Origin of the sequence: Nocardia sp. NBC_01377 (assembly GCF_045040005.1) — a bacterium.
Classification (GTDB): domain Bacteria; phylum Actinomycetota; class Actinomycetes; order Mycobacteriales; family Mycobacteriaceae; genus Nocardia; species Nocardia noduli.
Map to the genome: position 1 here is coordinate 5,206,139 of NZ_CP109566.1, position 19,673 is coordinate 5,225,811.

General features: G+C 68.8%; 16 protein-coding genes. 3 read left to right on the plus strand and 13 right to left on the minus strand.

What is annotated here, in order from left to right; translation table 11 throughout:
* Positions 1–25: 25 nt before the first annotated feature.
* Positions 26–1,405 (minus strand): pentapeptide repeat-containing protein, encoded by a 1,380-nt coding sequence (locus OG225_RS23915; RefSeq protein ID WP_405177352.1) that lies wholly within the window; start codon positions 1,403–1,405, stop codon positions 26–28.
* 192 nt (positions 1,406–1,597) lie between these two features.
* Here OG225_RS23915 and OG225_RS23920 point away from each other — a divergent pair, with 192 nt between their 5' ends.
* The gene (locus tag OG225_RS23920) at positions 1,598–2,005 is read left to right on the plus strand and encodes a hypothetical protein (protein ID WP_216916265.1); all 408 of its coding nucleotides are present in this window, start codon (positions 1,598–1,600) and stop codon (positions 2,003–2,005) included.
* Here the strand turns inward: OG225_RS23920 and OG225_RS23925 are convergent.
* On the minus strand, positions 1,981–3,216 hold the full coding sequence (locus tag OG225_RS23925) for an MFS transporter (protein WP_405177353.1): 1,236 nt from the start codon (positions 3,214–3,216) through the stop codon (positions 1,981–1,983). The genes OG225_RS23920 and OG225_RS23925 overlap by 25 nt on opposite strands.
* A gap of 94 nt (positions 3,217–3,310) precedes the next feature.
* Between OG225_RS23925 and OG225_RS23930 the strand changes: the two genes are divergently transcribed.
* Positions 3,311–3,679, plus strand: coding sequence for an ArsR/SmtB family transcription factor (locus tag OG225_RS23930; protein ID WP_405177354.1), 369 nt, complete (start codon positions 3,311–3,313; stop codon positions 3,677–3,679).
* Positions 3,680–3,700: 21 nt separating this feature from the next.
* Here the strand turns inward: OG225_RS23930 and OG225_RS23935 are convergent, their stop codons facing one another.
* From OG225_RS23935 to OG225_RS23955, 5 genes are all read right to left on the minus strand, one after another.
* Complete coding sequence (locus OG225_RS23935; protein ID WP_405177355.1) at positions 3,701–5,179, minus strand: hypothetical protein; 1,479 nt, start codon at positions 5,177–5,179, stop codon at positions 3,701–3,703.
* Between the two features lie 232 nt (positions 5,180–5,411).
* Positions 5,412–6,737 carry a M16 family metallopeptidase gene (locus OG225_RS23940; RefSeq protein WP_405183353.1) on the minus strand — a complete coding sequence of 442 codons (1,326 nt, stop codon included), beginning with the start codon at positions 6,735–6,737 and terminating at the stop codon, positions 5,412–5,414.
* A gap of 74 nt (positions 6,738–6,811) precedes the next feature.
* Positions 6,812–9,127 (minus strand): polyribonucleotide nucleotidyltransferase, encoded by a 2,316-nt coding sequence (locus tag OG225_RS23945; RefSeq protein WP_405177356.1) that lies wholly within the window; start codon positions 9,125–9,127, stop codon positions 6,812–6,814.
* A 583-nt stretch (positions 9,128–9,710) separates the two neighbouring features.
* Positions 9,711–9,980, minus strand: coding sequence for a 30S ribosomal protein S15 (gene rpsO / locus OG225_RS23950; RefSeq protein ID WP_216916250.1), 270 nt, complete (start codon positions 9,978–9,980; stop codon positions 9,711–9,713).
* A gap of 143 nt (positions 9,981–10,123) precedes the next feature.
* Positions 10,124–11,077 (minus strand): bifunctional riboflavin kinase/FAD synthetase, encoded by a 954-nt coding sequence (locus tag OG225_RS23955; RefSeq protein WP_405177357.1) that lies wholly within the window; start codon positions 11,075–11,077, stop codon positions 10,124–10,126.
* Between the two features lie 316 nt (positions 11,078–11,393).
* Between OG225_RS23955 and OG225_RS23960 the strand changes: the two genes are divergently transcribed.
* Positions 11,394–12,062, plus strand: coding sequence for a metal-dependent transcriptional regulator (locus OG225_RS23960; protein ID WP_405183354.1), 669 nt, complete (start codon positions 11,394–11,396; stop codon positions 12,060–12,062).
* 24 nt (positions 12,063–12,086) lie between these two features.
* Here the strand turns inward: OG225_RS23960 and OG225_RS23965 are convergent, their stop codons facing one another.
* The 6 genes from OG225_RS23965 to OG225_RS23990 form a co-directional block, all read right to left on the minus strand.
* On the minus strand, positions 12,087–12,509 hold the full coding sequence (locus OG225_RS23965; RefSeq protein WP_405177358.1) for an EF-hand domain-containing protein: 423 nt from the start codon (positions 12,507–12,509) through the stop codon (positions 12,087–12,089).
* A 134-nt stretch (positions 12,510–12,643) separates the two neighbouring features.
* Complete coding sequence (gene truB, locus OG225_RS23970) at positions 12,644–13,564, minus strand: tRNA pseudouridine(55) synthase TruB (protein WP_405177359.1); 921 nt, start codon at positions 13,562–13,564, stop codon at positions 12,644–12,646.
* On the minus strand, positions 13,564–14,232 hold the full coding sequence (gene npt, locus OG225_RS23975; RefSeq protein WP_405177360.1) for a 4'-phosphopantetheinyl transferase Npt: 669 nt from the start codon (positions 14,230–14,232) through the stop codon (positions 13,564–13,566). Before npt ends, truB begins: the two co-directional genes overlap by 1 nt.
* Positions 14,233–14,255: 23 nt before the next feature.
* A complete protein-coding gene (locus OG225_RS23980; RefSeq protein WP_405177361.1) occupies positions 14,256–15,212 on the minus strand; it encodes a metallophosphoesterase family protein in 957 nt (318 codons plus the stop codon).
* A 99-nt stretch (positions 15,213–15,311) separates the two neighbouring features.
* Positions 15,312–18,032: an Ig-like domain repeat protein gene (locus OG225_RS23985; protein ID WP_405177362.1), complete on the minus strand. Its 2,721-nt coding sequence runs from the start codon at positions 18,030–18,032 to the stop codon at positions 15,312–15,314.
* Positions 17,980–19,662 carry an Hsp70 family protein gene (locus OG225_RS23990; RefSeq protein WP_405177363.1) on the minus strand — a complete coding sequence of 561 codons (1,683 nt, stop codon included), beginning with the start codon at positions 19,660–19,662 and terminating at the stop codon, positions 17,980–17,982. The genes OG225_RS23985 and OG225_RS23990 overlap by 53 nt, the downstream gene beginning before the upstream one ends.
* Positions 19,663–19,673: the final 11 nt, after the last annotated feature.

A 19,673-nucleotide genomic window follows, 5' to 3' on the forward strand; every position in this document is an offset into this window, starting at 1 on the left:
TCCGTGGCCCGGACCGCCCGCGGATTCAGGTCGTCGGCGCGGGCGTCGGCGGCCAGGGATTCGGCGTGACGGTGACCGGTTTGCGCGACGGATTGTCGTCCCAGTCGAAACGGACCCCTACCCATGCCTTCGGGCGGTCGAAATCGGTCTCGCCCGAGGAGAAACGGGTGCCGAGGAAGGAGATGTCGCCGAAGAAGTCGGCGCCGACGAAAGTGGCGGCGCGGCCGGCGAAGGCCGCGTCCGCGAAGGAGACGGCGCCGTGCAACTCGGCGGCGATGAAATCGATCTCGTGGGTTCCGCGATTCCGGATCCTGCCCGCCGTACCGAACCGTGTCCGACCGAAATCGGTGGTCGCGGTGAAGAACCGGGCGGCAGCGAACACGATGCGCCGACCCGTGAATTCGGCGCGGTCGAACCGGAGGTGTTCACCGTCGAAGGTGGCGCGCTCGAAGGAGGTCAGGTCGCCGCCGAAGCGCGCGGCCTGGAAGGAGGTGTGAGCGCCCGAGAAGGCCGTCCCGTCGAAGGTCGTCCGCGCGCCGAGGAATCGGGCGTCGGCGAAGGATGTCGCGGCGGTCGAGAACTTCGCGCCGTCGAAGGTGGTTCGCGCCGCATGGAATTCGGCGTCGACGAATTTCGCCTCCCCGCCCTCGAACGCGGCGTCGCGGAAGGTGAGGTGCGCGCCGGTGAATCGCACTCGACGGAAATCGCTGTCGCCGAGGAATTGCGCGCCGGTGAAGGTCGTGCGACGGCCACCGAATTCGACCGCCTCGAAATTCACGTTCTCGAAGACCGCGCCGGTGAGATCGATATCGCACCCCGACCACGACACCTCGGAATAACGGCGCAGATGCTGGGCGATCACCCGGACGACGGCCGAGCGCACCTCGCGATCGTTCTGCCGGTGCCGATAGGTCCGTTCGACCTTCGTCCCGGCCTCGTCCACCGTCTCCGACCGGGAGACAAGGTGATTCGCCCCGCTGTCGGGATCGTAGGGCAGTCGCAGATAGCCGCAGAGCACATCGACGCACTGCTGACGCCTGCCGGGGGCCGAGAATTCGTCGGCCACCCCCGCCATGGCGTAGACCCCGGCCAGTCGTATCGCCGGATCGGGATCCCCGAGTTGCCGCGCCGCCGCCCCGAACAGTTCGGCGAACCTCCCCCGCTCCTGATCGCGCTGCCTGCGGTATGCCACGACCAGCGCGACCGCGCCGCCGACGCCCGCCGTCACCGACAGCGCGATCTTGGTCAGATCCACCTGATTCGGCGGCTCCGCACGCGCGCCGAACCCGAGCCACAACAACCACCAGGTCAGGGCCGCGAAACCCAACCCACCCAGGACCACCGCTGACACCGCGAGCAGTAACGCCGCCCGGTGCAGCCGGTCGGCAGACCGCCCCCATCGCATGAGCCGAATGGTAGCCGGAATGTCACTGTCCGACCACCGCGCCGGTCGCGCGGACCGTATGCGCCGCAATCGAAATCGGTCGGCGGGAAACGCCGCGTGAGGGTTCGCCCGATGTGCCAGAGAGTAGCTGTCGCGGCCACCTCGTCGTGTGAGCGCCGAGTAGTCGGGCGGTGCGGCGGTAGTGTGCGAACCATGCCCGATACGTGGTCCGATCCGCTCGATCCGGTGACCGAGATCGAGAAGGCGCACGCTCTGCTGGCCACCTGGCTCGGGTCCGAGGCGCCGCGCCAGATCTTCGACGAGTTCGCCCGCACCCTGCACGTCGCGTTCACCATGGTGACGATCGACGGAACCACCGTCGATCGCGCCGAGTTGCTGGAGGGCCTGCCGGCCGCGCGGAACTCCCGGCCCGGCCTGGTGATCGAGATCTCGCAGGCGCGGATTCTCGTCGGCACCGCGGAACTGGTCGTCGTCCGATTCCTCGAGCGCCATCGCCTCGCGGATGCTCACACCGACCGTTCGGTCACCGCGGTCCTCAGCGTCGACGAGGTTCGGGGTTTCAGCTGGCGGGCACTTCAGGAGACCGCGGTGGCGGACTGAACCGCGGGCACGACCCCCTTGTCGCGCCGCAGCCCGAGTCCGGCCGCGACGAGGCACGCGACGGCGACCACGCCGACGAACCACGGGAACACCGACCCCAGCCCCCAGGTGGTCGCGGCCCACCCGGCGAGGATGGTCGGCAGTGCCATCGCCGTATAGGCGAGCAGGTAGTAGGCCGACATGGTCTCGCCGCGCTTGTGGTGCGGCACCACCTCCGACAGGTGACGCAGGGATCCGCCGAATCCCAGGCCGAACGTCGCGCCGAGCACGACGCCCGCGGCCAGCACCACGACCCCGTTGTGGGTGGCCAGCGCGGGAATCGTGAGCAGCAACGCGGCGGCCATGCCGGTGTCGCCCGCGATGGCGGCGAAGCGAGCGGGCACCCGCGTCGCGATGAGCTGGACCGTCGCGCCCGCGATCGCGGTGGAGGCCACGACAGCGCCGCCGAAGACCAGATTGTGGATCCCGGTCTGCTGGGCGGCCAGCGACGGATACAGCGACAGCAGCACACCGAGCACCGACCAGGCCGCCATGACCCCGATCGCGGAGAACCAGAAATCGGCGCGGATCTCCTGTGGGACAGCGGGTCTCGCGATCCTGATCCGACCCGCCACGCGCGACGCGTGTGGTTCGCGCAGGGCGATCACACCGACCCCGATGATCAGGCAGATCACCGTGATCACCACGTACGGCGTGCGCAGGGGGTAGGGGGCGTACTGCGCGAGCAGCGCGGAACCCAGAATCGCCACGGCCATACCGACATTGAAGGCGACCCCGCTGAGCTGCCCGGATCGCGCGCCCCGGTGCGGGCGCAGATCCAGCAGGGCCGCCGCCCCGGAGACCACGGTCGCGCCGACCGCCAACCCGTGCAGCGCCCTGGCCAGGATCAGCATCGGCACCGAATCGGCGAACACGAAGACGACGAGTCCGGCGATCATCGTGCCGAACGCGCCGACCAGGACCGGCTTGCGTCCGACGACGTCGGAGATCTTGCCCGACACCAGCACCGCGGCGAGCGCGGCGAACGCGTAGACGGCGAACACGACGGTCGTGGTCAGCGGTGAGAGATGCCATTGCGTCTCGTAGAGGCTGTAGAGCGGCGCGGGTACCCCCGAGACGCCGAGGGCGACGCCGCTCGCGACGAGAACCAGCGTGTACGCCCAGCGCTGGGTGGTCTGTTCGTCCGCGGGGACCGCAACACTCGCTGTCATGGACCACTCCGATCAGGTAGGTTTGATGATGATCGAACCGGATTCGACCATACCTCCGGTTCGAAGTTCATCAAACCCCGGAGTGAGGTAGATCATGAGCGATGCTAACGAACAGGCTCCGTCGGTCGCGCCGCTCCCCACCGTTCTCGCCGCGTTGCAGGATCCCGTCCGGCTCGAGATGGTGCGGCGACTCAGCAACGCGGGCGACGCCGTACGCTGCGCCGCGCTCTACGAGGTCATCAACAAATCGACCGCGACCCACCATTTCAAGATCCTGCGCGAAGCGGGCGTCATCGAACGACTGCTCATCGACGGCCAGACCTGCCAGCGGCTGCGCACCGAAGACCTCGACCGAGCGCTCCCCGGTGTACTCGCCCCCATCGTGGACGCGGCCAACCGCGCCGACGCCGACCGGATCGATGCCGGGTCGAACGGTTATCCCGCTGGCACCCCTCGCCGCTGACAGCAGCCGACCCGACCTGCGTCAGCGGTCACCGGTGGGCCGCGGCGCGGGCGGCACGGTGACGCGGAACGAGGGCATCGTCGGCAGCGGCTTCGGGGTGAATCGCGGAACGGTCGGCCGCGGCAGACGTTCCGTACTGCGGAAAGGCTCCGACCCCAGTTCATGCGCGCCCCACCACATTCCCGCCACCGCGACGGCGGCCACGAGCACCGGAATCCACCGCGCGCCGGGACGGAGATCCGGGTAGAGGGCGAACGCCGACTCCAGCAGCAACGTGAGAGCGATACCGCACGCCAGGACGACCAGCACCCAGAACGCCGTCGGCTGGCGCGACCAGTGCCGCAGGGCGGCGATCACGCCGAGCAGGACGATCGCGCCGCCCGTCACGAAGACCAGACTCACGACCGCGTGGCCGGATGCTTCGGCGGCGTCGCGATCACCCCCGCGACGACCGAGCCAGGTGAGGAAGAACAGCAGGTGCGCGAATCCCGCGCCGCATGCCGCCGCGAGGAGCAGTACGTAACCGCCGCGCACGGCGGCGGCGGTCCGATCCAGGCGCAGCAGGGCGACGCCCACTTCGGCGAGCGAACCCGAGAACACGAGAACCAGAAGCGCGGCAACCGACGCGGGCCGGCGCAGTCGACGCGTCAGATAGCCGGGTGGCAACTGTTTACGCAGTGTGCGAAAGACCCCGAACCAGGCGATCGGGATGACGGCGAACGCGGGTGCACTCACATAGCGCAGACCACCCGGCCCGATCCACAGCGACGCCACGGTCACCGCGGCGGTGAAGAACCACAGCCACGACGCCAACCGCATCATGGCCTTCCAGGTGATCGCGGCGAGTCGCAGACGTGCGGTGGTGTGCCCGGGGCGCGTGGCGAGCAGCCCACGCAGGGTCGCGACGGCCTCGCGCCTGCCCGGTTCGAATTCGGCCCGCATGGTCAGCAGATCGGCATGCGTGGGATCGGCGCGCAGTCCGGCGTCGATGTGTTCGCGGGTGGCGGTCACGTGGGCCATACGCTGGTAGATCTCGGCGACCGCCGCGTGCGTGTCCGCGTCGTCGGGGGCGAGTGCGCTCACCCGCTCCAACACGGCCGTCACCTCGGACTTGCCGCGTGTGCGCCGACGCCACGGCCCCGTCACGATCACGAAGGCCAGCGCGAGTAGTGCGCTCGGATCCTCCAGTTCGAGTCGCGCGGCCAGCCTGGCATGCCGTAGCGCGTCGTCGTGGCGATCGAAGATCTCGTAGGCCAGGGCGGCGGTCACGTGCGGACCCGACCGCTGCGGTGCCATCGTGATCGCCCTACCCGCGTAGCGCAGCGCGTCCTCGAAGCGATCCAGCGAGAAGCTGATATCGGCGATCTCCTCCAGCAGGATCGGATCGTCCGGCGATTCCACCAGCGCGGCTCCGAGCAATTCACGCGCGTGCTCGGGCCGCCCCAACTCCCTGGCGGCCCGCGCCCGCGCCACGACGGTCTCGGTCTGCCGAATGGTCATCCCCCCGGTCGAATCTCGCTGCATACCCCCTGCGGGAACGCTACCGCACCGGGCGGAAGCGGGCACCGCGCCGCGATACGCAACGGTGCGGCCTCCGGCATCGTGTCCGCGCAGCAGCGGGCGAACGCACAACGTGGTCATCGACGCCGACGAGGCCGAACCCGGGCCCGCCGCCGGTCGAGGTGTCGACCAGCGGGGTTCGCGGACGCGGATCACCGCGTCCGGTCGCGGATCAGCTGACGACCAGACGCCTGACCGAGGCGGGCAATTCGCGGGTCCGCCGGTAGGGTCCGGCGACCGAGGCCGCGTAGGGCCGGGAGAGCAGGGTTTTCGCGATCGCGCTCACTTCGTCGGTCGTCACCGCGTCGATACGGGCCAGGGTGTCGGAGACGCTGCGGTGGTTGCCGTAGCTCAGTTCACTGCGGCCGATGCGGTTCATCCTGGAGGCGGAATCCTCCAGGCCGAGTACCAATCCGCCGCGCAACGAACCCTTGGCACGGGCGCATTCGGCATCGGTGATGCCGTCGGCGGCGACCTCTTCCAGCACACCGCGAGCGAGCGAGGCGACCTGGCCGAGGTTCTCCGGCTGACATCCGATGTAGACGGAGAACGCCCCGGTGTCGGCGAAGGTGTCGACGCTGGAATACACCGAGTACGCCAGCCCCCGCTCCTCCCGGATGCGTTGGAACAGACGGGAACTCAGTCCGCCACCGACCACGGTGTTCAGTACCGACAACGGCCAGCGCCGCTCCCCTTCGTGCCTGCCGAAGGCCCGGACGCCGAAGGCGAGGTGCGCCTGTTCGCTGTCGCGATGGCTCCGCTCGAGTTCCGGTGCGCGGTTCGGCCGGAACCGGCCCTCACGCCGTCGCGCGGGTTCGGCCGACGGATCGAGCCGATTCTCGAACGCCCGGTGCACCAGTTCGACGGTGTGGTCGTGTTCGACATTGCCCGCCACCGCGACGACCATCCGGTCCGGCCGGTAGCGCCGCAGATGGAAGGAGCGCAACTGCGCGGCGTGCATCGATTCGATGGATTCGACCGAGCCGATCACCGGACGCCCGATCGGATGATCGCCGAACAGCGCCGACAGGAACGCGTCGCCGACCAGATCCTCCGGATCGTCGTCACGCATGGCGATCTCCTCGAGCACCACCTGACGTTCCACGTCGACATCGGAGGCGCGGCACAGTCCGTTGAGCACCACGTCGGAGACCAGATCGACCGCGAGCGGCAGATCCTCGTCGAGGACATGGGCGTAGTAGCAGGTCTGTTCCTTCGCGGTGAACGCGTTGAGTTCACCGCCGACCGCGTCCATCGCTTCGGCTATATCGAGCGCCGATCGGGTCGGGGTCGCCTTGAACAGCAGGTGTTCCAGGAAATGCGCGGCACCCGCGACGGTGGGACCCTCGTCGCGCGAACCGACGCCGACCCATACCCCGATGGAGGCCGAACGCACACCGGGCACATGTTCGGTGACCACACGCAGGCCACCGGGTAGCACCGTGCGACGGACGCCGGTGTCGGCGCCGTCGGGGCGCAGGGAATCGTCGGAGTGCAACTGGAGTGACGAACCCCCCTGCTCGTCGCGGAGCAGGGGGGTTGCCGTCTTCTTCTTCGTCACAGAGACAAGTACTACTCGGTCCCCGCCACGCCCGCATCAACCGTGTCGGCGGAAGCGGGCTCTTCGGCGCTGTCGTCGACCGGCACCAGCGAGATCTTGCCGCGATTGTCGATATCGGCGATCTCGACGCGCAGCTTGTCGCCGACGTTGACCACATCCTCGACCTTGGCGACGCGCTTGCCGTTGCCGAGCTTGGAGATGTGGACCAGACCGTCGCGGCCCGGCAGCAGCGAGACGAACGCGCCGAAGGCGGTGGTCTTGACGACCGTGCCCAGGAAACGCTCGCCGACCTTCGGCAGCTGCGGGTTGGCGATGGCGTTGATCGCGTCGATCGCGGCCTGCGCCTTCAGTCCGTCGGTCGCGCCGACGAAGACCGTGCCGTCGTCCTCGATGGAGATGTTGGCGCCGGTCTCCTCGGTGATCTGGTTGATCACCTTGCCCTTGGGGCCGATGACCTCGCCGATCTTGTCGACCGGGATCTTGATCGCGGTGACGCGCGGCGCGTACGGGCTCATCTCGTCCGGGGTGGCGATGGCCTCGGCCATCACGTCCAGGATGGTGGTGCGCGCGTCGTGCGCCTGGCTCAGCGCGCCTGCCAGCACCTGCGAGGGGATGCCGTCCAGCTTGGTGTCGAGCTGCAACGCGGTGACGAAGTCACGGGTGCCCGCGACCTTGAAGTCCATGTCACCGAAGGCGTCCTCGGCGCCGAGTATGTCGGTCAGCGCCACGTAGCGGACCTCGTCCTCGCCCTTCTCGTTGGTGATGGTGTCGGAGACCAGACCCATCGCGATACCGGCGACCGGGGCCTTGAGCGGCACACCGGCGTTCAGCAGCGACAGGGTCGACGCGCAGACCGAACCCATCGAGGTGGAACCGTTGGAGCTCAACGCTTCCGAGACCTGACGGATGGCGTACGGGAATTCTTCCTGGCTCGGCAGCACCGGCATCAGGGCACGCTCGGCCAGCGCGCCGTGGCCGATCTCGCGGCGCTTGGGCGAACCGACGCGGCCGGTCTCACCGGTCGAGTACGGCGGGAAGTTGTAGTGGTGCATGTAGCGCTTGGAGGTCTCCGGGCCGAGCGAGTCGACCTGCTGCGCCATCTTCACCATGTCGAGGGTGGTGACGCCGAGGATCTGGGTCTCGCCACGCTCGAACAGCGCCGAACCGTGGGCCCGTGGAACCACCGCGACCTCGGCGGACAGGGCGCGGATATCGGCCAGTCCGCGGCCGTCGATGCGGAAGCCGTCGGTGAGGATGCGCTGCCGCACGAGCTTCTTGGTGACCGAGCGGAACGCCGCGCCCAGTTCCTTCTCGCGGCCGGCGAAATCGTCGCCCAGACGCGAGAGCACGTCGAGCTTGATCTCGTCGGTCTTCGCCTCGCGGGCCTGCTTGTCGGCGATGCTCAGCGCTTCGTTGAGCTCACGCTTGGCGGTGCCCTCCACGGCTTCGAACACGTCGGCGCCGTAGGGCGGGAACAGCGGGAACTCACCGGTCGGCTTGGCGGCCAGTTCGGCGAGGTCGGCCTGCGCGCGGCACAGCCGAGCGATGAACGGCTTGGCCGCCTCGAGTCCCTCGGCGACGACGGCCTCGGTCGGCGCCTGCGCGCCGTCCTCGATCAGCGCGATGACCTTGTCGGTGGCCTCGGCCTCGACCATCATGATCGCGACATCACCGGTTTCGGTTACACGACCGGCGACGACCATGTCGAAGACCGCGCCGTCGAGCTGCTCGACGGTCGGGAACGCGACCCACTGGCCGCCGCGCGCGGAGCCTGCGGAGTGCGCATTCTGGTCGGGGATCAGCGCGACGCGGACGCCGCCGACCGGACCGGAGAACGGCAGACCCGCGAACTGGGTGGAGGCGGACGCGGCGTTGATCGCGACCACGTCGTACAGGTCGTTGGGGTCCAGGCTCATGACCGTGACGACGACCTGGATCTCGTTGCGCAGGCCGTCGACGAAGGACGGGCGCAGCGGACGGTCGATCAGACGGCAGGTCAGGATCGCGTCGGTGGAGGGGCGGCCCTCGCGGCGGAAGAACGAGCCCGGGATGCGGCCAGCGGCGTACATGCGCTCTTCGACGTCGACGGTCAGCGGGAAGAAGTCGAACTGCTCTTTGGGATGTTTGCCCGCCGTGGTGGCGGACAGCAGCATGGTCTCGTCGTCCAGGTAGGCGACGACCGAACCAGCGGCCTGACGGGCCAGACGGCCGGTCTCGAAACGAACGGTGCGGGTGCCGTAGCTGCCGTTGTCGATCAGCGCGACGGATTCGAACACACCCGGCTCGACCTCTACGGCCGTGGACTTGCGTTCAGTTGTTTCGGTCATTCTCTGCTCTCAACCTCTCGTCTCGCCGGGTACAGCGCACCCTCGTGGATGCGACCCGGCTGTCGTCAGCCGTACCGGATACGGACACGCGGCAACCACCTGGCTGCGGCGCGCGCACCCGGCCGATTCCCCTTGGAATTAGCGACGCGGAGGCGGTCATCGATCGAAGCCCGTCGGGACAACCGAGGGGCCACTACCGAAGACCGACGCCACGCGGCGGATGCGTACGGCTGTGTTGTTCGTGCGCCCGGGGCGTGCCATGGCACTCATGCGTTCACGCGAACGCCACGACGATCCAACCCCGACACACGAAAAAGCCAACGGGGAGATTGTACGTCTCCCCGTCGGCAGTGTTACCAGCGCCCGGACGATCGCGTGTTGATCATCATTTCGACGCCACCCCCGCAAAACCCCCGAGAACAAACCCGCGCCCCGAAGCGAGCGCCTCCCCACAGGCGCAAATCCTACGAACGCCCTCGAATGGCGCGAGTCCTGCGAGCGCCTCCGAACGGCGCAAATCCTTACGAAACGCGACCCTGAACGGCGCGAGTCTTACGAGCGCCCCGTTCGCGGCCCCGGCCGCCTATCGCCTCAGCCCGAGGCGCTCGATCAGCGAGCGGTAGCGCTCGATGTCCTTGGCCTGCAGGTACTTCGAGAGCCGACGGCGACGGCCGATCAGCGCGAGCAGCCCGTGGCGGGTGTGGTGGTCGTGCTTGTGGATCTTGAGGTGCTCGGTCAGGTCCGAGATCCGCTTGGACAGCATCGCGATCTGCGCCTCGGGAGAGCCGGTGTCCGTCTCGTGCAGGCCGTATTCCTTGAGAATGGCCGATTTCTGCTCGGTGGTCAGCGCCATGCGGCATCCACTCCTATTTTTCAGTCCCGCGCTCGAATATCCGGAATTCCGGGAGGGCGCCACCGCGGACCGCAGCAAACCCGAGGAGCCAGCCTACCCGAGCGATATCGGGGGACCGAATCGGGTCGCCCGTGGCGCGGCAGTCACAGGACTTTGCGCGCGTTCCGGACGTCGCGGCCCATCGCCTCGATGAGTTCTTCCATCGAGTCGAATTTGCGCATCCCGCGCAGGTGTTCCACGAAATCCACCGCGACGTGCTGGCCGTACAGGTCGGCTTCGCCGTCGAGGACGTAGGCCTCGACGGTGCGCGCCCGGCCGGAGAAGGTGGGGTTGGTGCCGACCGAGATGGCCGCCATCGCCCGTTCGCCGGGCGTGACGGTGCCGATGGTCGGTCCGGGCCCGAGGACGGTGAACCATCCCGCGTAGACCCCGTCGGCCGGGATGGCGGCGTGCATGGGCGGTGCCACGTTCGCGGTAGGGAAGCCGAGCAGTCTGCCGCGGCCGTCGCCGTGCACGACGACGCCTTCGACGCGGTGCGGGCGTCCGAGCGCTTCGGCGGCGGCGGACATGTCGCCCGCGTCGACGCAGGCGCGAATGTAGGTGGAGGAGAACGTCACCGCGTGTTCGCCGACCAGTTTCACACCGTCGACCTCGAAGCCGAATCGTTCGCCGAGTTCACGCATCGTCTCGACCGTGCCCGTGGCCTTCTTGCCGAAGGTGAAGTTGTCGCCGACCACCACTTCGGTGACGTGCAGTCGTTCGACCAGCAGGTCGTGGACGTAGCGGGCGGGGGTCAGTTTCATGAAGTCCTGGGTGAACGGCATCACGCAGAACACGTCGACGCCGAGTTCCTGGGCCAGTTCGGCCCGCCGGGTGAGTGTGGTCAGCTGCGCGGGATGTGAACCGGGGCGCACCACCTCCATGGGGTGCGGATCGAAGGTCATGAGCACCACGGGGACCTCGCGCGCGGCCGCGGACTTCACCGCGCGGCTGATCAACTGCGCGTGGCCGCGATGCACTCCGTCGAATACGCCGATCGTGAGCACACACCGGCCCCAGTCCGCGGGCACGTCGTCGAGACTTCGCCATCTCTGCACAGTCCGCAGCCTAATAGACAGCACCGAGGGCGGTCCGACCGAAGCCCACGCCGTGCCGTGCGCGCAGGGCGTGAGAGCCTGCGGAGATCGCGGGGCGAACGACATTCGGGCGTACGGGATGTCACAGAACGTTCCCGTTCCCGTTTCCGGCTGGTGAACGGGGGTTCGCTCAGGATGGGAGCGGGAGCGTCGTAGTGTGTCAAACCGCCGTTCAGTGCATAAGCTCGAATATGTGCCCGGTAAACGAGACATCGCCACTCGCCGCGAGCTGACGGACAGCTCCGCGCGGGAGGAACCCGTCGGCGGCACCGCGACGGTGGCCAAGGAGCTGACCTCGGTCGCCCAGGACTATCTGAAGGTGATCTGGACCGCCCAGGAGTGGTCGCAGGAGAAGGTGTCGACGAAGTTGCTCGCCGAGCGGATCGGCGTCTCGGCGTCGACGGTGTCGGAGGCCGTGCGCAAACTCGCGGATCAGGGTTTGGTCGAACACGCTCGCTACGGCTCGATCACGCTGACCGAGCTGGGCCGCAATGCCGCGATCGCGATGGTGCGCAGGCACCGGCTGCTCGAGACCTTCCTGGTGAACGAGCTCGGTTACCGCTGGGACGAGGTGCACGACGAGGCCGAGGTGCTCGAACACGCGGTCTCGGATCTGATGATGGCCCGTATCGACGCCAAACTCGGCTATCCGGATCGTGATCCGCACGGTGATCCGATTCCGTCGGCCGACGGCGCCGTGCCGACTCCGCCCGCCCAGCAGCTCAGCGATTTCCGGGCGGGCCAGTCCGGTCGGGTCGCGCGCATCTCCGATTCCGATCCGGACATGCTGCGCTATTTCGACGCGGTCGGTATCGCCCTGGACACCGCCATCACGGTGGTGGAACGCCGAGATTTCGCGGGCACCATCGCGATTCGCATCGGCAACACCGAAGTCACGACCGATCTCGGCAGGCCCGCCGCCGAGGCCATCTGGCTGACCGACTGAGCGCGTCGACGCGCCGGAATCCGTTCAGCGCGAGAGGAAGTCGAGCAGCGCGCGGAATTCCGACGGGGAGAGATAGCCGTCACCGTCGTGGTCGGCGGCGGCGAGCAGCGCGTGCGCCGGTTCGTCGATGAGTCCCGCGCCGACGTGGCGGATCATGGATTCGAGTTCGTCGACGGAGATCCTGCCGTCGCCGTTGACGTCGAATACCTCGAACGCGGCGTCGGCGTCGGTCACCTCGATGCGGCCACCGAGGACGGCGGCGTCGAATTCCGCTCGGGAGACCAGGTAGTCGCCGTTGGTGTCGGCGGCGGCGACCATGCGCTCGACCGCGTCGACGTCGACCTCGCGGCCGAGTGTCCTGATACCGGCGACGATGTCGTCGACGGAGACCAGACCGTCGTTGTCGCGGTCCCACAGGTCGAACGTGTCGACGGGATGTTCGCTCATTGCCACTGCCTCCCACAGTCGCCGCGATATCCCGGTGCGTGCGGCCGACCACGCACCACTGTACGGAATCCGACCGGGTGCGGACGCGCCGCGCGAACGCGGAAACGCGCGATGCGGCAACGAGAGCCACGTCGTCAGTCGATGAGCCCTCTGGGGCGGATGACCATGACCGAGGACGCGCGTTTACCCTTCTCCTCGAGCAGCGCGATGGCGGTGCCGTCCTCGGTGAGTGCCGCGTGCACGCCCTTGACGCCGAGGGGTTCCAGCCAGCGTCCGTCACGCAGGGATTCGGCCTCGGCGGCGGAGATCGAACGATGCGGGAAGGCGGTGCGGACGGCGTCATCGATGCCGAGACTCAGTAGCGGAGCGCCGGATTCGGCGGCCACGGCCAGCTCGTCCAGGGTGCGGGCGTGTTCGAGGGTGAAGGGTCCGACGCGGGTGCGCCGCAATGCGGTCAGGTGACCGCCCACGCCGAGCGCGGCGCCGAGATCGCGGGCGAGCGCGCGCACATAGGTGCCGGAGGAGCATTCGACCTCGACTTCGAGGTCGATGAAATCCCCGGTGTCGCGGCGGGCCAGGATGTCGAAGCGGGAGACGGTGACCGGGCGGGCGGCCAGTCGCACGTCCTCGCCCGCGCGGTGGCGCGCGTAGGCGCGTTCGCCGTCGACCTTGATCGCGCTGACGGTGGCGGGCACCTGCTCGATGTCACCGGTGAGTTCGGCGGTGCGCGCGGCGATCTCGGTGTCGTCGAGGTGCGTGGCGGGGGTGGTGGCGAGGATCTCGCCCTCGGCGTCGTCGGTGGTGGTGGCCTGCCCGAGACGGACGGTGGCGGTGTAGGCCTTGGCCGTCAGGGTGAGCAGGCCGAGCAGTTTGGTCGCGCGCTCGACGCCGAGGACGAGCACGCCGGTGGCCATCGGATCGAGTGTGCCCGCGTGCCCGACCTTCTTGGTGTGCAACAGTCTTCGAGATTTCGCGACGACATCGTGGCTGGTCCAGCCGCCGTCCTTGTCGACGATCAGCAGGCCGCCGAGGATGTCGCGCGCGGTCTGCGCCATCAGCCGTGCACGATCGCGGTCAGGATCAGCCCGTCGCCGATCACCCAGCGCCCGTCGAACGAGGTGAGCGGCACCCCGCCGTCGGTGGTCTGGCCCGGAATCAGCAACGCGCTGTGGAAGGTGCCCGAGCCCCCGTCGTCGGACAGGTCGTCGACGGTGAAGGTGATGTGCGCGTCCTCGAAACCGAGCCAGCGCAACGTCAGCGGGAACCACGCCTTGTAGGTGGCTTCCTTCGCGCAGAACAGCAGCCGATCCAGGTGCAGCCCGGTGGAGGTGGCTCCCAGCCATTCCCGTTCCTGCGGCAGGCTCACCGAATCCAGGACGCCCTCGGGCAGTGCCCCGTGCGGCTCGGCGTCGATGCCGACGGAACGGAAGCGCAGTTTGTGCGCCAGCGCCGCCGCCCGGTATCCGTCGCAGTGGGTCAGGCTGCCCACGATGCCGCGCGGAAACAGCGGCATCCCCCGCTCCCCTTTGCCGATCGCCACGGCGGGCTCGCCCAACTGCTCGAGCGCCTGTCGCGCGCAATACCTGGCGCCGATGAAATCCCGGCGGCGTTTGTCCACCGACTTGGCGATGAGATGTTCTTCCGCAGGATGCGGTTTCAGATCCTCCGGGTACGCCAACAGTTCGGCCGAGGCGACCCCGTTGGGCAGAATGTTCTCGATCATCGCTCCCGAGCATAATGCAGAGCTCAGACGCCGCGGCGGCGCTGGGCGCGTTCGCGCATCTGCGAGGCCGCGGCCTCCATCTCCGGGGTGACCTTGAAATGGCCGCCCCACGCGTTCAGCGAACCCGGCGGGTAGTCCGGGGTGGGCAGGATCTGACGCAGGAGCTGATCGGGCAGTCCGCGACGTTGCCATTCGCGCGGATAGCCGAGGGAGACCTCTTCGAAGCGGACACCGTCGTAGTAGGAGGTGCGCGGAATGTGCAGGTGGCCGTAGACCGAGCAGACCACGTTGTAGCTGGTATGCCAGTCCGCGGTCAGCGTGGTGCCGCACCACAGCGCGAATTCCGGGTACCACAGGACGTCGGTGGGCTGGCGGACCATCGGGAAGTGATTGATCATGATGATCGGGGTGTCCGCGGGCAAGGCGTCGAGTTTGCGCTGGGTCGCCTGGACCCGGGCGTGGCACCAGGCATCGCGGGTCAGATACGGATCGGGCGACAGCAGGAATTCATCGGTCGCGACCACATTGCGTTCGCGGGCGATCGCCAAACCCTGGGCCTTGGTGAGGGCGCCTTCGGGCAGGAACGAGTAGTCGTAGAGCAGGAACATCGGCACCAGGGTCACCGGCGAGCCGAATTCCTCCGCGCCCGCGCCCGACCACACCGGGAACGGGTCCTCCGGGGTCACCACATCCAGATCCCGGCACATCGCGACGAGGTAGTCGTAGCGGGCGGCCCCGTGCAACTGCACCGGATCCTTCGGCGTCGTCCACAGTTCGTGGTTGCCGGGCACCCAGATGACCTTCGCGAACCGGCTGCGCAGCAGTTCGAGCGCCCAGCGGATATCCTCGGCCTTCTCGCCCACGTCACCCGCGACGATCAGCCAATCCTCGGGCGAATCCGCCCGGATCTGCTCCACGACCGGCCGATTCCCTTGGTGGCCGACGTGCACGTCGCTCACCGCCATCAACTTGGGTATCACCACACCTACCTTGTCACATCGCCGCGCAGTGAGCCTGTCCAGCACTCGTCGCACGAGGTCCGGGTCCACGCTCCACGCGCTGGACCGGACCGTCCGCGCTCAGCCGGCCCAGTGGAGTCGGGCGGTCGCGGCGAATCCGGCGGCGATCGTGAGCGACCCGTCGGCCTCGCGGCGGCACGAGGCGACGGCGATATGGCAGGGCCGAGGCAGATCCGGCGGGATCTTCACCCCGCCGTCGATCTCGTACCGCATATTGGTGACCTTCCAGGCGCGCGCCCCCGGGTCGTCCGGTGTCGCGGCCGGCGCATCGGCGCGGGCCACCACGAAAACCTCGGTGACGCCGACCGGCCAGGTGAACACCAGCAGACCGCCGTACTCGGCCAACCCGCTCACCGTGGGGATTCCGCTGGGATTCGACTCGTCGCGCGGTGTTCCCCGGTCGGCGGTGTGCTCGACATCGGTGGTCGACGCTGCCGAATCCACTGCGGCAGTTGGTGAATCCCCCGGGACGGTGCCGGGCCGCCCAGCGGTGAATTGCCCCGTGGTCGCCGGTGGATGCCCCGCTCCGGATGTGGGCGAATCCGCGGCTGCGGCAGGCGGATCGCTCGCGCTCATGGGTGACGACGGCGCGGTGGTGGCCGATGGGGCCGCAGTGGCGGACGACGAAGCCGCAGGAGCGGACGACGAAATACCGGGGGCCGTCGACGAAGCCCCAGCCTGCGAAGCCGTGGGAGAGGTCGGCGAAGCGCCGATAGCAGGTGACGAAGCCGCGGCAGCACCCGACGCAATCACGGGGTCTGTCGGCGAGGTCGCGGGCGTAGTGGTGGACGAATGCCCCGACAACGTTCGGCGGGCAGCCGAAGCGTCGACCGCCGTGGACGTTCGGTCCGGGGATACCTCGCTCGATCCGAGCGTGGGACTCGACCGTGTCTCCCCGACGCCGGTTCCCGCCTGCGCGGCGGCGGATCCGTGCGCCGCGGGAGGTGGCGCGTCGGAGCGAGCGATCTCCGAGTACTGTCCGGCGAGCGCCGCGGCGACCGCGTAGACCGGAAGTGTTCCGGTGGAGGGGATTCCGCCGTCTTCGAGTTCGGTGACCCGGGTCCGGCCGACGACGCGCCACGAGCCGTCGGGTTGTAGGCGGGTCACCCGGTAGTCGACGTTTCCCGCGGGCGAGGCTGACCAGGTGACCTGCGCCGAGCCGTTGCGCACGCGGGACACCCGGACATTGCCCGGGGGTTCGACGACGGTGGCGGCGAGCGCTTCGGCCACGCCGCGGTGGTCCGCGCAGATATCGCGGGCGGCGAGCAGTCCGCGGGTGCGGTCGGCGGGCGGCCCGGCCACGGCGGCGGCGACCAGCCGGTCGGCTTCGGCGATAGCGCGTCGCGCCTCGGCCAGCGATTCCTCCAGGCCCGCCGTGCGACCGGTCGGTGGGGGCACATCGGAGGCCGTGCGCCGCAGGTATTCCAGATGTTCGACGGCTTCGACGTAGCGTTTGGCCGCCAGCGCGGAGGTGACGTTGCGCCAGCGCACCCCGGCCTCGGCGAGTACCCGTTCGACCTCGTCGGCGACCGACCGGATCGGCGTCGTGCCCGCGCCGTTGTCGAGTTGACGTGCCTGGGCGACCTGCCTGGCCGCCTCCTGGGGACGCCCGTGCCGCAGCGACCCGCGCGCCGCTTTGAGTGGTTGCTCCCACTGTCTGCCCGGTGCCCGAGCCGACGTGTTCCGCGTCTCCCGTGGCGGCGAGTACGCCGGGGTCTCGGGCCGCGGCGGGACGGCGGGCGAGGTCTCGATGCGCGCGCCGAGCGCGGTGGTGAGATCGGTGAGCACCCGGATCGCCTCGGCGCGATCGAGTCCGAGTTCCATCGCCTCTTCGAGCAGGAATTGGTAGTCCTCGCCGACCAGTTGATCCTCGATGAGCACCGCGGCGCGGACCTTCGGCCGCAACTCGGTGGTGACGTCGTCGACGATCGAGCGGACGTACTCCCTGACCTCGGGGCCGCCGCCCTCGAGCAGATCCCGCACGTGCACGAGTAGTTCGTCGAGCACGACCCGGATCCGGCCCGGCGGCAACTCCCGTGAACGCGCCCGCAACGCCTCGGCGCGCAGGCGGATCTCCTCGGTGTGCGCGGCATCGGTCGGATCGAGGCCGAGCAGTGCGAAAAGAGTGGGGGCCGGTTGCCCTTCGAGCAGCCGATCCCATTCGCTGAGCAATTGCCGGATCTGCTTGCGCCGCTGTTCGGTCAGTGTCGTACTCGCCGCGGGCGCGACCGGCGGCTGATCGGCCAGGATCTTGTGCCTGCGCAGGCGCGCGGCGACATCGGCCGCGTCGAGCCCGCCCATCGCGCCGATCTCCTCGAGACCCGCGACCTTGCTCGCGGGCACCCCGCCGTGTCGCTGGACCAGCCGCGAGACGGCGATGTCGAGCATCTCGTAGCGTCCGGCGTCGCGCTGCTCGCGGACCTGCCGCACCCGCATCGCCTCGGCGCGGCGGGAACTCGCGTTCAGCAGCAATTCGCTGCGGCGGTCGTGATCGTCCACCAGAAGTCCGACCAGCACACGGTATTTCGGGTGGTCACGCTGGCGCTGCCAGAAACCCCAGACCTCCGCGACGCGCGCGGCGACCTCGGCGTCACCGAGTGTCTCGGCGTCGTCGAGCGGAATGTCGTAGAGCTCGAACGAATCCGACTGCTCGGGTCCGCCGCGGCGCTCGACCGCGGCGAGTACCCGTTTGCGGTAGTCGTTGGGGTTGAAGGCATCCATCACGTCGCTACCCGGTGCGTCGGCGGGTGCGCTGAACCTGATCGAGTTCCCGCGCGACATCCGCCTGGGACAGGGTGGCGCCGGTCTGGGCGGACAGGGTCAGCGGCATATCCGCGTCGACGTGATGCGCCGTGACGTGCAGGACTCCGTCGAAACCCATCTCGAAGGTGACCCGCACTTCGCTGTCGGCGGGATAGCCCGGCGGGATTCCGCGAATACGCCCTTCGATCAGGACCTTCGTATCCTCCGGCCGCATCGACGCCGCTTGGCCCTGCTGTTCGACGATGGTCAGTTCGATCTGATCCTGGTCCTCGCGCACGGTGCCGAAGGAACGGCGCACCCGCACGGGCAGTGTCTGGTTGCGGTGGACCAGCCACGCCGCCGCGAGTCCGTACTGCGAGTTCAGTGCGAGCACACCGAAGCCGCGCGACACCACGGTATCGACCTGGATCTCGACCATGCGCCGGACCAGGCCGACCGGTTGCCCGAAGGACGCGGCGACCCGCGCGACGGACTGTTCCAGATCGGCGGGCGCGGCTTCGCGCAACGGCGAACCGTCCCGCAGACGGCCGCGGGTCATCAGATCGGCGAGGATCAGCCGCTCCATCTCCAGCTTCTCGCCGTAGAGGGCCGCGCCGCGCGCCACCGACAGATCGGGATCGCGCAATTCGCCGTCGAGGCCGAATTCCTTGCGCAGTTCGCGTTCCACCATCGGCATGCGCGAGGAACCGCCGACGAGCAGCAGCCGATCCACCGAGGCGACGCCGCGTTTGGCCGCCGCGGCGAGGCAGTCGCGCGTGAGGTCGACGGTCCGCCGCATCAGCGACGCCGTCATCGATTCCACTTCGGCGCGGGTCAGCGGGACGACCGCGCGGGCGCCGTCGTGCGCGATCACCACCTCGGTGCGCTCGGCCTCGCTCAGCTCTCGTTTGGCCTGTTCGGCGGCCAGCACGAGCATCTGCGAACCCGCCGAATCGTCGAGCGGGTCCTCGGCGTCCGGATTGGCGGCGCAGAACTGCTGCGACAGATACAGGGCGACGCGCTCGTCCCAGTCGGCGCCGCCGAGCTGGTGATCGCCTTCGACCGCGAGGACCGAGATCCGCCGGTCGGCCAGTTCGATGACGGTGGCGTCGAAGGTTCCGCCGCCGAGGTCGTAGACGAGTACCGTCTCGCGCGCGCCGGACTTGCCGACATCCACGCTGCCGTCGAGCCTGCCGAATCCGTAGGACAGCGCGGCGGCGATCGGCTCGGAAAGCACACCGGCCACGTCGAATCCGGCGTAGGTGCCCGCCTGGATCGTCGCGCGCCGTTCCTCGTCACCGAAATACGCGGGCACGGTGATCACCGCGCGGCCCACCGGTTCGCCACCGCCGAATTCGACATCGGCGGCCAGGCTCTTGAGGATGAGCGCCGACACCGCGGGCGCGGACCAGGTGGTGCCGTGGGCGGCGAAACGCCACTCCGCGTCACCCATCCGGCGTTTCACCAACGCGCAGACGTGCTCCGGATCGAGGCGGGCCTGCCGCCGCGCGCCCTCGCCGACCAGATGGTCGAACGCCGAGGCGAAGAGCACCACCGACGGAATCGTCGGCTCACCGTTCATTCCGATCATGACTTCGGGCCGACCGTCGGCGTCTATCTGCGCGATTGCCGAGTTCGTCGTGCCCAGGTCGATTCCGTAGACCCCCATGGCACGCGATG